The organism is Pontibacillus marinus BH030004 = DSM 16465, assembly GCF_000425225.1.
Classification (GTDB): Bacteria; Bacillota; Bacilli; order Bacillales; family BH030062; genus Pontibacillus; species Pontibacillus marinus.
Window position 1 is genome coordinate 1 of the sequence record NZ_AULJ01000038.1, and the last position, 14,316, is coordinate 14,316.

Sequence of the window (14,316 nt, forward strand, 5' to 3'; positions counted from 1 at the left end):
TGTTCTAATTCCAGGTAGTATAATCCTATCATTACAAGGTTTTGAGCAACTTCTGTGAATATAAATTCCAATCAATTTGAGATGGGAAAGTCCAAATTATGGTCCGTTAATCTCCATAATCGCGTGGAGGGAAGGAAACGGCAAACTGTCGTGGTAACAAAGGGAAGACGAGACCCCGCAGGCACGAGGAGGCTCGGCTATACAATGGAGGTTCTACTAAAACCGCCACATCATGTGGCAACGTAGAACTACCCCACGTCGTGTGGGGCAACAACAGGCTCGCCGTTTCACTGACCGGAACAAATTACACAAAAGCAACGGACTTCTCTCAGTTTCAAGTCTTCAACATAACTGCCATTTAACTGAATAAACTTAAAAAGCCTATGAGGGATCTATACCCTCATAGGCTGATGTTTCCTATTTTATTCTTTTACTAGCTGTAGTTCAACTGGAATGGATTCTTTGATGTCTTCGCCTTTTACTACTTTACCAGCAGCATTAATCGCTTTTTCACCGATTAGTTTTGGCTGTTGGGCGATTGTTGCATCCATGCGACCCTCAGAAACTGCTGCTCTTGCGTCATCTGTAGCGTCAAATCCAACTACAATAACATCTTCAAGCATATTGTTCGCTTCTAGAGCTTGTACTGCACCTAATGCCATTTCATCATTATGAGCGAATACGGCATCAATATTGTCTGTACTCTGCAAAATATTTTCCATAACCGTTAATCCTTCAGAACGGTCGAAGTTTGCGGATTGTTTCGCTACAACTTCAATACCATCTTTCTGATCAACGATGTTGTGGAATCCTTTACCACGCTCACGAGTAGCTGAAGCTCCTGGAATTCCTTCTAGTTCAACGACTTTCCCTTCATCACTTAATTGTTCTGCGATGAATTTGCCTGCCATTTCTCCACCTGCCACGTTATCAGAAGCAATGTGAGAAACTACTTCGCCACCTTCTGCACTACGGTCAACTGTGATGACCGGCACATCTTTACCATTTGCTGATTCAATAGCTGAAACTACTGCCGCAGAGTCAGCAGGGTTTACGAGTAATACATCAATGTTTTGTTGCAGTAAGTCTTCAATGTCGTTAACCTGTTTTGCTGGATCATTTTGTGCATCAGCTGTAACAATTTCATAACCTGCTTTTTCAGCTGCTGCTTCAGCACCATCACGTAGCGATACGAAGAAAGGGTTATTTAAAGTAGATACGGATAGACCAATCTTCGTTTTACCATCATCAGCGGACTCGCCACCATCATTTGAATCACTAGAGGATCCCGGTTGTTCTGTAGAGCAAGCTGTAGCAAAAATCAATAACAGAGCGAAAAGGCCAAATGTTTTTAAAAATTTACTCATGTGAGTAACCTCCTTAAATTTAGTAAATCTATCATCATGTTCTAGTGAACACCATGGGTATTATTTAGACCTGCGATCAAGCAGGACAGCTAGTAGAATAACTCCACCTTTAACAATCTGCTGATAGAAGGAAGAAACGTTTAATAAGTTTAATCCGTTATCTAATACACCAATAATTAAGGCACCAATTAGAGTACCGACAATCCTTCCACGTCCACCAGCAAGACTTGTACCACCTAAAACAACAGCTGCGATGGCATCCAGTTCATACATCGTACCCGCTGTCGGTTGAGCTGAGTTGAGTCGACTTGTTAAGATGATACCCGCTAAAACGGAAAGCATCCCTGTTAGTGAATACACCCATATTTTGACGCGGTCTGCTTTAATCCCAGAAAGGATAGAAGCTTCTTCATTTCCACCTACTGAGTAAACCTGACGACCAAATACGGTTTTGCGTAAAATAAAGAATAAAATGAAGAACACGATAATCATTAAGATGGCTGGAAATGGTACGCCAAATACATATCCTTTTCCAATCATCTCGAATACGAAGCTGTCAGATAATCCTGTAATTGGACGACCATCTGTATAAACGAGGGTCGCTCCACGGAAAATGGTCATGGTTGCAAGTGTTGCAATAAATGGTGCTACTTTACCTTTAGTGATCACAAAACCGTTGAATGCTCCCATTACAGCACCTGCAAGTAAACCGATTAAGACCGCTAATAAAGGGTCCATACCACTTGCTAACATTCCTGCTGTAATAGCACTACCAAAGGCGAGAATCGATCCTACAGATAGGTCAATGCCCCCTGTCAGAATAACGAAGGTCATACCAAATGCGATTAGAGCATTAATCGATATCTGCCTTAGAAGGTTTAGGATATTGTCTAGTGTGAAAAAGTTATCACTTAAGAATCCTAGTATAATCATAATTAGTACTAAGCCAATGAGTGGCCCTAGTTGTGAAATATTCCTCATAATCCTTGCTTGCATTGTTACTCCCCTCCTGTGGCAGCCTGCATAATTTTTTCTTGATCTGCGTCTTTACGATTTAAGATTTTTGCGACCTTTCCTTCATGGATAACCATGATACGATCACTAATGCCGAGTACTTCAGGGAGTTCAGAAGAGACCATAATAATGGCAACACCTTGTTCAGTAAGTTCATTCATAATGTGATAAATCTCTTTCTTCGCCCCTATATCCACTCCACGTGTAGGTTCATCCAAGATTAGCACTTTTGGCTTAATCCCTAGCCATTTCGCTACGACCACTTTTTGTTGGTTTCCTCCACTCAAGGAACGTACTTCTTGTTCTCGTCCAGTTGTTCGAACATGAAGCTTATTAATTAAATCATCAATTAATTGCTTTTCTTTTGTAGAAGAAATCCACCCCTTATCGGAAATCGCCTTCATGTTTGTTAAAGCAATATTTTCACGAATGGATAAATCAAGTACTAGACCTTCATCTTTACGGTCTTCTGTAATGAATCCGATCCCTTCTTGTATCGCATCTTGAGGGTGTTTAATCTTAAGCGGACTTCCATTTAAATATATATTGCCTCCGCTTTTCTTACGTGAACCGAACACAGCTTCCATAATTTCCGTTCTTCCTGCACCCATTAATCCTGCTACACCAAGGATCTCTCCTTTATGAACGTCAAAACTTACATTCTCAAAGAGCCCTTCTCTGGCTAAGTCTTCTACTTGAAGAACCACCTCGCCAATATGACTCGTCCGCTCAGGGAATCGTTCACCCAACTCGCGTCCAACCATCATTTTAACGATGGCTTCAAAGGAGGTTTCCTTAATATCTTCTGTACCGACATATTCACCATCTCTTAACACTGTAATACGATCACAGATCTGAAAAATCTCCTCCATACGGTGAGAGACATATACAATACTTACACCCTGTTCACGAAGGGAATGTACAACCTGAAACAGATTTTCGATCTCTCTTTCCGTTAAAGCAGCAGTAGGCTCATCCATTATGATCATCTTCGCATCAGTAGACATCGCCCTAGCAATCTCAATCATTTGTTGTTTACCTACCGATAGATTCCCAGCTTCTTCATCCGGATCAATGTTTGAAGCACCTAACCTCTCTAAGTTTTGGAGGGTTTGCTTCTTCATTTCTTTCATTTTGAGAATTCCAGATTTACCAAACGTTAATTCTCTTCCTAAAAACATGTTCTGCGTAACGGTTAAGTGAGGGATGATATTTAGCTCTTGGTGAATCACGACGATCCCTTCACGTTCAGCCTGCTTAGGGTTATTAAATGAAACTTCCTCCCCTTGTAGTTTGATCGTTCCAGCATCACGCTTATGAATCCCTGTTAATACTTTTATAAGGGTTGATTTACCTGCGCCGTTTTCTCCCATTAACGCATGGACTTCCCCAGGTGAAATTGAAAAATTCACATCCTTTAAAACTTGGTTTCCTGAGAAGGACTTTTGAATCGCTTTCATTTCCACAAAAGGTGTTTCAGCCATCTCGCTCACCTCTTTTCTTAAAAAATAACGCCTGCTTGTAAAATAACATTGGCAAAAGGAGTATTCTCTCCTGTCCTAATAATGGCTTTAGCTTGCTTTAGTTCATTCTTTAGCTCTTCATGAGTTTGATAGGATACTGGAATATCTTCATAAGTGTTTCGAATATGCTGATCCAGTGACTCGTTATATTCTTTAATTTCATTTGCTAGTGTCATAGATTCGACTTCCATATCGTCCAAGATTGCTTCGAGGATTGCATCAAACCGGGGATACCCTTGTTTTATAGATAAGTCAATACAAGGTGTTTCCTCAGGAATAGGAAGTCCACAGTCAGCAATAACAACCTTATCTGTATGACCTAACCTTGCCAAAACAGCTGCGATGTCTCTGTTTAAAACTCCGTGCTTTTTCATGTACGATCAGACCTTTCTTCGATGAACGTGTTTACTTCTTCTGCTGATGGCATTCCACTTTGAGCTCCTAACTTCATAATAGATAAGGCTGCAGCTGCATTTGCATAATAAACGGCTTCTTCTAGAGGCATGCCACTAGCTAGCTGTGTAGCAAGGGCACCGTTAAACGTATCCCCAGCGCCCGTAGTATCTAACACATCTACAGGAAAGCCAGGAATAACCTGCTCCACTCCATCCTTATAAGCCAATACTCCTTTTTCACCATTCGTGACAATTAATTGTTCCTTGGTCACATGAGAGTTCGGATCTTCAAGCATAGCTTTGGCTTCCATTTCATTTGGTGTAAGGTAATCTACACCAGATAGCAAAGCATCAGGTAGTGATTGATATGGAGCTGGATTTAAGATCACAGGAACCTCATATTGTTGAGCAATCGTAATAACGGCTTGTACCGTGTCTAAAGGAACCTCTAGCTGTAAAAGGATGATGTCACTTTGTTGAATCATCCTTTCATGCTGACGGATGATTTCAGGAGTTAATCTTGCGTTTGCACCAGGAGCTACAATAATACGGTTATCTCCTTCAGAAAGAATGATCGTTGCCGTACCTGTTGCTATGTCTTTTAATTTGTGAATAGCTGTTGTATGAATATTCTCTTGTTCTAATTTATTCTGTAAGCTCTCTCCAAAAACATCATCTCCGATAGCCCCAACCATATTCACATTTGCCCCTAACCTGGCTGCTGCTACTGCTTGGTTAGCACCTTTTCCGCCTGGAAATGTTGCAAATTCTTCTCCGATAACGGTTTCACCCTGGTTGGGCATTTGACCAGTTGAGACAGTGAGGTCCATGTTAATGCTCCCCACTACTGTAACTGCCGGACGTTCACTCATGCTTCATCCCTCCTCGTTGACTCCCGTTTGATTAACTGTACGGAAAACTCTTCTGATTGAGTAAGTGTATCTTCTTCTTCAATTTGCTTTATGAGCATTTCTGCCGCTTTTGCTCCGATCTGATATATAGGCTGAGCCATCGTTGTTAAAGAAGGCGATGTCGTTTCTCCTAAGGTAATCCCATCAAAAGCAATCATAGAAAGGTCAGATGGAACGTTTATACCCAGGGATTCTGCTGCCTTTAAAGCACCTACAGCCATCAAATCATTTCCTACAAATAGTCCATCTATGTCTGGGTGTCTCTTTAAAAGATTGATTGTAGCTTGTTTTGCAGCATCATAGTGATACTCTCCGTGCTCAACTAAGCTAAGTCGAAACCAATCTTCATTTTGGACTTCATCTAAATAACCTCTCCGGCGCTCATTCGCATTGTCTACATGTTCCGGACCTGCAACATGAGCGATTTTTTTACATCCCAGGGATTTTAAATATTGAACCGCCTGTCTAGAACCTTCACGGTTGTTTACTGTTACAGATGCAATCCCATTGTTTAATTTGCGGTCAAGCGCCACAACTGGTATTTGAATGTGATGCAGCTGTTCTGGTGTAAGGGTACTTGATACGATAATCAAACCGTCCACCGATTTCTGTTGAAGTGCATCAATATAAGCTGTTTCTTTTTCAATATCATCATCCGTGTTACACAAAATAAATGTGAAATCGTGATTTTTTGTCATATCTTCAACAGCTCTCGCTAGTTCTGGGAAGAATGGGTTCATGATGTCTGGGATAAATAATGCAATCATTTTTGATCTCCCTTTAAACAGACTGCGTGCTACATCATTAGGCTTATAATTTAACTGTTTTATCGCTTTAGCCACCCGGTTTTTCGTTTCTTCATGTACATAACCATTTTCATTTAAGACTCGAGAGACAGTTGCAGTTGATACCTCTGCTAGTTTTGCTACATCTTTAATCGTTGCCATAAAAAACCACTTTCTTTTTCATAGTGTGTAACCCGTTACATATAAAAGAATTAAAAAACAGGTTCATTAATTATGTTTATATGAAACCCGTTACACATTATAATAAAGCGCTTACATGAATGTGTCAATCATTCAATTCTTAAATATAAGATCCTATCGTTATAAAATCCTATGCTCCCTATATCTGATCCCTATCACAAAAATTTAGCGATATACCCTCGGCAAAGGATATATCGCCATGATTAAATTCGATATTCTTTTACTGTACGAACCTTTTTTCTCCATTTGTGATGGTTTTTATCCTTCCACTCAATCAGAGGTGATGCCAGGTTTTTAATAGGTTGTGAGGATAGTCCCCACGTAATCATAGCAGCAACGGTAATCAACACTACCATATCTAGTGTGGATTGTAGCTGAAACACTTCGAACTCTCTGAAAAAGTGAATAAAGAATCCATGGAGGAGATACACATATAACGTGTTCGTCCCGTATTTCGTCCACACCCCTTCTTTACGAGGCATCCATGCAAGTACACTGAACATCATCAGGATACTAATCACGTAAATTCCTAAACGTATAAAGCCTCCCCACTCGGGCATTCCCATTTCAAGGTAGGATTTAGAGCCAAGAAACCAAGATGTAGAAAATCTAGGAGCAATCGTAATCGCTGCTGCTGATATGCCTAGTACTACTAGAGAAAAGGCACGAACTTTCTTCTTTCGTAACCATTTCAATTGTTCTGGTCCAAACCAATATCCCAGTAAAAAGAATGGGAAAAAGACAAACGTGCGTGACAGACTGAAGCTATGTCCAATGATGTCAATATATCCAACGAGTAACCCTAATTGGACTGTTATCAATAGGGCTAAGTGTTTCGGAAGTCGATAAAACCAATACAACATGATGTGCCAGCATAATAAACTGATTAAGAACCATAAAGACCAGTGTGGTTCAAACGGCGTATGAAGCCAGTCCTGCTTTCCGATTAAAAAATAATAAATGGTATAAATGCTTTGGAAAATCAAATATGGAATCAGAAGCTTCTTGGTAAGCTTCCATACATATCCTTTTGATCCTGAAGGCTTCGCAAAATATCCAGCTAAAAAAATAAAAGCGGGCATATGAAACGTATAAATCCATTGATAAAGTACATAAATTGAGTCATGTTTCTCTACAAACGGCTGAATCGTATGTCCAAACACAACAAAAAAGATCAAGATCCATTTCGCATTATCAAAAAACGCTTCTCTTTGCATAACAAAACCCTCCTTAGGTTCGTCCTTATAAAGGTTCGAACTGTAAGAAGGGGGTGAGAGTGTTGTTACGTGAATGTAATCCCTCTATAAAAAAATTGTAACGCTGTAACATTTAGGATGTTTTCTTCTTGGTATCTTCCTTATCCTCCGTTTTCTTTTGGGTAGCCTTCTTCTTCTGTGTCTTCTTCTTGCTTGCTCCCTTCTTCCCTTTTGTCTTCTCAAGTGATTTTTCTAGAGCTTCCATTAAATCCGTAACGTTATCTGGTGTTGGTTGAGGCTTGGCTGTTGTTACTTCCTCATCATTTTTCTTCGCCTCAATGAGCTCCATAAGTGCTGTTCGGTATTCATCTTTATAGTTCTCTGGTTCAAACTCTGTCGTAAGCTGTTCGATCAAGTTTTTCGCTGTATCCAATTCTTTTTTACCGAGATCCTCTTCTTCAGGAACATTAGGAACCTCCTGATAGTCTCGAACTTCGTCTGGATAATGTATGGTCTCCATAATAAGTGTATTTTCATAAATACGTACGATCGCAAGTTGTTCTTTAGATCGAATGATGATTTTTGCAATACCGATCTTCCCTGTATCTTTTAACGCTTTACGAAGTAAGGAATATGCTTTTGATCCACCTTCATTCGGTGAGATGAAATAACTTTTTTCAAAATAAATCGGATCAATCTCCTCAAGCTTAACGAAATCTACAATCTCAACGGCTTTATCCTCTTGTTCTTTTTTCAAATTTTCAAGGTCTTCTTCATCGAGTACAACAAATTTATTTTCAGCATATTCATATGCTTTTACGATTTCTTCACTTTTAACCTCTTCATCGCAATTTGGGCATGTACGCTCATATTTAATTGGCGTTTTACATTCCTTATGAAGCTGACGTAGCTTGATGTCTTTATTTTCTGTAGCTGAATGCAGCTTCACGGGAATGTTGACGAGTCCAAAGCTGATCGTGCCTTTCCACATCGTATGCACAGTTCACCCACTCCTTTTTCCTTTATGGTTTACGTTCTGTTACAAAATTATGTTCATGGATGAAAAGAGCCTACGATTGCCACACTATACATGAAATTGAGGTGATGAAATGAAACCAATGTTACCTACATTATCCGAAGAAGCTCCTAAAGGTGATGAATGGGTGTATGAAATTAAGTATGATGGGTTTCGAGTTACGTTAGAATGGTCTCAAGATCAGGTGAAACTGGTGAGCCGAAATGGAAATGATTTAACCTCTAAATTCCCTGAAATCAAGAATTTCTGTGAAGAACACCATGATACATACGCCAAGTTCCTCCCTTTAGTTTTGGATGGAGAACTTGTCATTTTGAATACGAAAATCCAAGCCAATTTCCCTATGCTTCAACAACGTAACAGAATGGGAAACAAGAAACGAATCCAAGAGTCGGCTGAACAGCGTCCAGTGACATTTTTAGCTTTTGACATTCTGAAACATAAAGGAAAAGATACTGTAGAACTCCCTCTCAAAAAACGACGAAAACACCTTGAAGCTCTACCTTTTAAAACTGGGGAACGACTTCAGCTCGTTTCACAGTATGAATTCTATGACGACATATGGGAAAAAGTCATCCTCCATTTAGGAGAAGGAGTGGTGGCTAAGCGTTTAAATAGCAAGTACAAAGAAGGAGAGCGTACAAATAAATGGTTGAAGTTAAAAAATTGGCGTGTATTATCCGGCATTCTCAGCTCTTATAATCAGGAAAATGGGTACTTTTCTTTAAGGGTTTTTGAGGATGACGTGTTGAAAGAACTTGGCTCATGCAAGCACGGTCTATCTTCAGAGGATGGAGAAACACTCCGAACCTTTTTCACATCGAAAGGAACGAAAAAAGGGGAGCAATATAAGCTAAAACCGAGTGTATGCGTAGATGTAAAATGTCTGCATCAACAAAAAAATGATTTACGAGAACCGATGTTTGACTCATTTCGCTTTGATTTATCCCCAGAGGATTGTACCGAACAAAAAAAGCGATGGGATTTAGCTCAATTCCCAGACGTAAATATTACGCATCCTGATAAGGTTTTATGGCCTAAGCCTGGTTATAAAAAACGAAACCTTCTCTTATATATGAGACGGATAGCACCTTATATCATGTCTTTTCTGAAGGACAAAAAGCTTACGGTTATTCGTTTTCCTGATGGAATTCATGAGGAATCTTTCTTTCAGAAACACTTACCCGACTATGCTCCTGATTATGTTGAATCTCTTGAACGTGATGGAGAGATTTATACGCTATGTCAAAATCTCTCGACTCTTATTTGGTTCAGTAACCAAGGAGCGTTAGAATACCATGTGCCTTTTGAGCGTATACATGAGCAGAACCCCCATGAAATTGTGTTTGACTTAGACCCTCCCTCTGACGATGATTTCGGCATGGCGGTGCATGCAGCACAGTTGTTTAAACATCTCTTGGATAAGCTTGAGCTCGTTTCATTTGTCAAAACCTCTGGCGGAAAAGGAATGCAGATTCATATTCCAATTCCTAAGGACCGTTTAACATATGATGAAACAAGAGCCTTCACTGAAAAACTAGCTACATTGCTTGTGAAACAAGAGCCATCTATGTTTACGATTGAACGCTTAAAGAAGAATCGTGGAAATCGTTTATATATTGATTACGTTCAACATGCAGAAGGAAAAACCATTATCGCACCGTATTCCCCAAGAGGCCGAGAGCATGCAACGGTTGCAACACCTTTATATTGGAGTGAAGTTGGGGAATCACTTTCACCAACAGATTTCACTATTGAGAATGTTTTGGAGAGAGTTGAGGAGCATGGATGCCCTTTTGCGAATTACTTTGATGTGGGTGAGCAACAAAACTTGGAACATATTTATCAGTTGATTGAATAAGAGGGAAAGACGTGACAGGTGTGCCGTTGTATGGCAGTAATGTGGAATAAGCTGGTGCGGGGTGGTTACGTTTCCATGCTGCCTGTTCCTTTCGGATGGGCGTGGGATTCCATCAGGTAGGTGCTGGATTACACCGGGTCGGCACTGCTTTCCATCGGGTTTGTGCCAAGCCATTAAAAAGTGCCCGTCCAAAAGTACAGGCACTTTTTAAGTTTATCTTTCTTCATCAATCCAGCCACGGACGATCATTGCGTCGCCTAAACGCTTTACCGCTAGATAATAGGCTGCGTGGCGCATGCTTTTATCAATATGGTTTCTCATATCATACACCTCTAAGAAAGCAGAAGACATATCTTTTTCTAGACGTTCATTTACTACTTTTTCAGCCCAATGATCGTGGGAATCATTTTGCATCCATTCAAAGGCAGATACCATAACCCCACCAGCATTACACAGAATATCTGGTATGACGAAGACTCCATTTTCATTTAAAATTTCGTCTCCCTTTTCAGTCGTTGGCCCATTTGCAGCTTCAGCCACAATTTTCGCCTTAATTTTAGGGGCTGTCTCTTCTGTAATTTGATTTTCAAGAGCAGATGGAATAAACACATCGCACTCAACATCAAAGAGATCATCTGGATTCTTATCATCAGCGTACCCTTTTAGAGAACCGTTCGCTTCAACGTATTTAACCATTTCTGGGACGTTTAAACCATTAGGGTCCGTTACAAGAGCATCAATATCTGATGCAGCTACTACCTTTACTCCTTTTTCATACAATGTAGCAGCTGTTACTGAACCTACATTCCCGAAGCCTTGAATAGCGACTGATGATTGTTGTGGATCCATATCAAGCTTCTTCATCGCTTCTAAAATATTGATCACAACACCTCGCCCTGTTGCCTCAACACGACCTTCTGATCCACCAACTACTGGAGGTTTTCCTGTAATAAAACCAGGGATATTACGGCCACGTAGCTTGTAGAATTCATCCATCATCCAACCCATTACACGGCCATCTGTGTTGACATCTGGTGCTGGAATATCTTTTTGAGGTCCTATAACAGGTTCGATGTCCTGTATATATTGACGGCTTAATTGTTGAAGCTCTTTTCTGGAGAGTTCTCGAGGGTCAACCGTGATCCCTCCTTTTGCTCCTCCAAATGGAAGTTTTAAAATAGATGTTTTCAACGTCATCCACATTGATAATGCAATAACCTCTTGCTCATTTACATCTTTATGAAAACGAATACCGCCCTTTCCTGGTCCAAGAAGATTACTGTGAACTGAACGATAGCCTGTGTAGGTCTCCACACTTCCATCATCTCTTTCAAGAGTAATCGAGACGGTAATACAGTGCTTTGGATTCTTTAAAATCTGATAGACAGATGGTGATAACTCGAGCTCTTCCACCACTTCGTTGATTTGTCGTTTTAGCCAATCAGTCGGATTCTGGTTATCCACCAAATGCTCACTCCTTCGTCTTAGTCTATAAGACCTCTTCCCTATTGAACATTAGGTCGAAACCAGAATATAGAGATGGATGGGTTAGTCTGAAATCAAGGTTTTGTGTTTATAGAAAAATTCAGCTAGGCTTTTTTGACAATTTTCTATAAACATAAAATTCATCCTGATTCCACTCTTGCATAACATCTTCTATCCATAAGACTTGCCATGGGTTGAACATGGTTTGACCGTGTTTATTAAATGATAATTTCTCAGTTAACATGTAGGAAGCGTGCATGGGTAAGCCATCTTGGTTCTTCCAAACGATTACGTCAGCTTCTTGTATGTTTTTATCTTTAATCATTTCATAGTCTTCCGTTTGAAGTAAGTCTAAAAAACGATCTTCTTTCATCCATTCATGAATGTATTCGAAATTCCCTGTAGCACCTGTGATAGCTGCTGCAAGGCAATTGGATCCGTTAGCCACAGGGAATCTATCAAAATAAGGAGCTATTATAGGATTTCTCTTGCTAAGCTCAGAAACCTCACCTTTACTGAGCTCGTTACAAAAAGCATAGTCTGACACCCACTCATTTGCATAAGCCATTAAGAGTGTTGCTTTAATTCGTGAAGATAGTGATCGAAAAGCTTGTCCTTGTAATAAATAGATATTCTCTTGAGACGCTTCATCATAAAAAGAGGTTTCCTGTAACTTTGTCTGAAACTCTGTTTGATCCTTTTTATTTAACACATTTAAAAGCGGGGATAATTCACTCTCTCGAAATATCATTCCCCTTCCCAAATCTAATTGTTCCTTCAGGATAAATTGACGAAGACCTTCATCTAATTTATGAAAATCTTGATTAGAAATCTTTACGACATAGTTTGCATTTCCTGCGACTCTCCATGTTAAAAAAGCTGTTTTCTCATCTAAAGAAATTTCGTTAGCTCGTGCTCTAGTAAAATGATCAGCCTTAAAAAATGAAGGATTTTCTTTAAAGAAGAAAATGTCATGTGTAGGAACAAACTTTTCCTCCCAATGTTTCAAGATCTCCTCTGTTACTTGATAGCCTTTTACTTGATTCATATTTATAGCTTCCTCCGGTTTATATAGAGTTTTTCTTTTTAAAAACTTTCTATATAAACTTTAAAAATTCCTTTAATTGGAATTGTAGAGAGTCTACCTTCTCTTTACTCTTTATCAAACCAAAAACCCCGTATCACTCTAAAACGTGATACGGGGTCTCTTTTTAAAACTAGCTATTCATTTTAGTCAAAGTCAATTGCCCAATTTCCGTTACGGAAGATTGGTTCTGTTGTACCGTCTTCCAGTACGCCGTCGATATCCATGTCAGCAGATCCCATCATGAAGTCTTCATGAACCATACTGTCATTTACGCCATGCTTTGCTTTTTCATCCTTATCCATGCTAGAGCCGCCCTTAACGTTTGTTGGGTATGCCGCTCCAAGCGCTAAGTGACAAGAAGCGTTCTCATCGTATAGCGTATTATAGAAGATAAGCTCAGACTGAGAAATTGGAGATTCGTGTGGTACAAGTGCAACCTCACCAAGGTGACGCGCTCCTTCATCTGTATCAAGCAGATGCTTTAGTGTATCCTCTCCACTTTCTGCTTTAAAGTCAACTACCTTTCCATTTTCAAATGTTAAGGTAAAGTTATCGATTAAGTTACCTGCATAGTTTAATGGCTTCGTACTTGTTACCGTACCATTAACACCGTCTTTATGAGGCATCGTGAATACCTCTTCTGTTGGCATGTTCGGGTTGAACTTAACGCCCTCCTGGGACTTTGTATCTCCTCCATGCCAGATGTGGTTATCCACTAACTGGATAGAAAGGTCTGTACCAGGTGCTTTATAAACAAGCTTTTTGTATTGCTTTTCATTCAGGTAAGCACGAGCTTTACGTAGTGTTGCATTGTGCTCTTCCCAAGCTTGGATTGGATCTTCTTGATCAATCCGTGTAATATGGAAAATTTGATCCCAAAGCTTTTCAATTGCTTCTTCCTCTGAAACATCAGGGAAAATTTTCTTCGCCCAGTTTGCTGTAGGAACAGAAACAATTGTCCAAGTTACTTTGTCGTTCATGACAGCTTGCTGATATTCTCGAAGTGCTTGCCCCATCGCTTTGTTTGCAGCAGCAATACGCTCTGAATCAATATCTTTTAAAAGATCCGGGTTTGGACCATAAATCGTCATAATGGAAGCGCCATCATTTACGAAGTCCATGCGTTGATCTACAAGCCATTGTGGTACATTTTCTAAAACATCCATCGATGCGTTTTTCATTTTTAAGTATGTAAGATCTTCATCTTTCCAATTCACGTGTACATTTTTTGCACCTGCTTCGTATGCTTTTCTCGCAACGATACGTACAAAATCTGCGTTTTGAACTTCTGCGTTAATGACTAACGCCTGTCCTTCCTGCAAATTGACCCCAGTTTGAACCGCTAATTCAGCATATTTCTCTAATGTTTGCTGTGATGGTTTCATCGCTATCCCTCCAATAAATATTAGTCTCACATACTTAATTATCACACAAATGACAGAACAAGTCATTTCA

12 protein-coding genes are annotated in these 14,316 nt (G+C 39.8%); 1 reads left to right on the forward strand and 11 read right to left on the reverse strand.

From position 1 onward, the window contains the following. Positions 1 to 422 precede the first annotated feature (422 nt). The 8 genes from rbsB to ku all read right to left on the reverse strand — a co-directional run bounded on the left by rbsB (position 423) and on the right by ku (position 8,392). The gene (rbsB, locus tag H514_RS0108750) at positions 423 to 1,367 is read right to left on the reverse strand and encodes a ribose ABC transporter substrate-binding protein RbsB (protein WP_027446627.1); all 945 of its coding nucleotides are present in this window, start codon (positions 1,365 to 1,367) and stop codon (positions 423 to 425) included. 60 nt (positions 1,368 to 1,427) lie between these two features. Next, positions 1,428 to 2,363, reverse strand: coding sequence for an ABC transporter permease subunit (locus H514_RS0108755; RefSeq protein ID WP_027446628.1), 936 nt, complete (start codon positions 2,361 to 2,363; stop codon positions 1,428 to 1,430). 2 nt (positions 2,364 to 2,365) lie between these two features. Next, complete coding sequence (locus H514_RS0108760; protein WP_027446629.1) at positions 2,366 to 3,865, reverse strand: sugar ABC transporter ATP-binding protein; 1,500 nt, start codon at positions 3,863 to 3,865, stop codon at positions 2,366 to 2,368. 17 nt (positions 3,866 to 3,882) lie between these two features. Continuing rightward, positions 3,883 to 4,278 carry a D-ribose pyranase gene (gene rbsD, locus H514_RS0108765; protein WP_027446630.1) on the reverse strand — a complete coding sequence of 132 codons (396 nt, stop codon included), beginning with the start codon at positions 4,276 to 4,278 and terminating at the stop codon, positions 3,883 to 3,885. Continuing rightward, a complete protein-coding gene (gene rbsK / locus H514_RS0108770) occupies positions 4,275 to 5,171 on the reverse strand; it encodes a ribokinase (RefSeq protein ID WP_027446631.1) in 897 nt (298 codons plus the stop codon). The genes rbsD and rbsK overlap by 4 nt, the downstream gene beginning before the upstream one ends. Next, a complete protein-coding gene (locus H514_RS0108775; RefSeq protein WP_027446632.1) occupies positions 5,168 to 6,157 on the reverse strand; it encodes a LacI family DNA-binding transcriptional regulator in 990 nt (329 codons plus the stop codon). Before H514_RS0108775 ends, rbsK begins: the two co-directional genes overlap by 4 nt. Before the next feature lie 242 nt (positions 6,158 to 6,399). Continuing rightward, complete coding sequence (locus H514_RS0108780) at positions 6,400 to 7,413, reverse strand: acyltransferase family protein (protein ID WP_027446633.1); 1,014 nt, start codon at positions 7,411 to 7,413, stop codon at positions 6,400 to 6,402. 112 nt (positions 7,414 to 7,525) lie between these two features. After that, complete coding sequence (gene ku / locus H514_RS0108785) at positions 7,526 to 8,392, reverse strand: non-homologous end joining protein Ku (protein WP_027446634.1); 867 nt, start codon at positions 8,390 to 8,392, stop codon at positions 7,526 to 7,528. A gap of 109 nt (positions 8,393 to 8,501) precedes the next feature. Between ku and H514_RS0108790 the strand changes: the two genes are divergently transcribed. Next, a complete protein-coding gene (locus H514_RS0108790) occupies positions 8,502 to 10,289 on the forward strand; it encodes a DNA ligase D (RefSeq protein ID WP_027446635.1) in 1,788 nt (595 codons plus the stop codon). 213 nt (positions 10,290 to 10,502) lie between these two features. Here the strand turns inward: H514_RS0108790 and H514_RS0108795 are convergent, their stop codons facing one another. From H514_RS0108795 to H514_RS0108805, 3 genes are all read right to left on the reverse strand, one after another. Then, positions 10,503 to 11,753: a Glu/Leu/Phe/Val family dehydrogenase gene (locus H514_RS0108795; protein ID WP_231566590.1), complete on the reverse strand. Its 1,251-nt coding sequence runs from the start codon at positions 11,751 to 11,753 to the stop codon at positions 10,503 to 10,505. A gap of 121 nt (positions 11,754 to 11,874) precedes the next feature. After that, on the reverse strand, positions 11,875 to 12,822 hold the full coding sequence (locus tag H514_RS0108800) for a hypothetical protein (RefSeq protein ID WP_027446637.1): 948 nt from the start codon (positions 12,820 to 12,822) through the stop codon (positions 11,875 to 11,877). A gap of 182 nt (positions 12,823 to 13,004) precedes the next feature. Further along, on the reverse strand, positions 13,005 to 14,246 hold the full coding sequence (locus H514_RS0108805) for an aminopeptidase (protein ID WP_027446638.1): 1,242 nt from the start codon (positions 14,244 to 14,246) through the stop codon (positions 13,005 to 13,007). Positions 14,247 to 14,316 lie beyond the last annotated feature (70 nt).

Excerpts from the sequence above, each read along its gene's own strand:
- rbsK (WP_027446631.1), bottom strand. The coding sequence starts at position 5,171 with ATGAGTGAACGTCCGGCAGTTACAGTAGTGGGGAGCATTAACATGGAC.
- H514_RS0108800 (WP_027446637.1), bottom strand. The coding sequence starts at position 12,822 with ATGAATCAAGTAAAAGGCTATCAAGTAACAGAGGAGATCTTGAAACAT.
- rbsB (WP_027446627.1), bottom strand. The coding sequence starts at position 1,367 with ATGAGTAAATTTTTAAAAACATTTGGCCTTTTCGCTCTGTTATTGATT.
- H514_RS0108805 (WP_027446638.1), bottom strand. The coding sequence starts at position 14,246 with ATGAAACCATCACAGCAAACATTAGAGAAATATGCTGAATTAGCGGTT.
- H514_RS0108755 (WP_027446628.1), bottom strand. The coding sequence starts at position 2,363 with ATGCAAGCAAGGATTATGAGGAATATTTCACAACTAGGGCCACTCATT.
- H514_RS0108760 (WP_027446629.1), bottom strand. The coding sequence starts at position 3,865 with ATGGCTGAAACACCTTTTGTGGAAATGAAAGCGATTCAAAAGTCCTTC.
- H514_RS0108790 (WP_027446635.1), top strand. The coding sequence starts at position 8,502 with ATGAAACCAATGTTACCTACATTATCCGAAGAAGCTCCTAAAGGTGAT.
- rbsD (WP_027446630.1), bottom strand. The coding sequence starts at position 4,278 with ATGAAAAAGCACGGAGTTTTAAACAGAGACATCGCAGCTGTTTTGGCA.
- H514_RS0108775 (WP_027446632.1), bottom strand. The coding sequence starts at position 6,157 with ATGGCAACGATTAAAGATGTAGCAAAACTAGCAGAGGTATCAACTGCA.
- H514_RS0108780 (WP_027446633.1), bottom strand. The coding sequence starts at position 7,413 with ATGCAAAGAGAAGCGTTTTTTGATAATGCGAAATGGATCTTGATCTTT.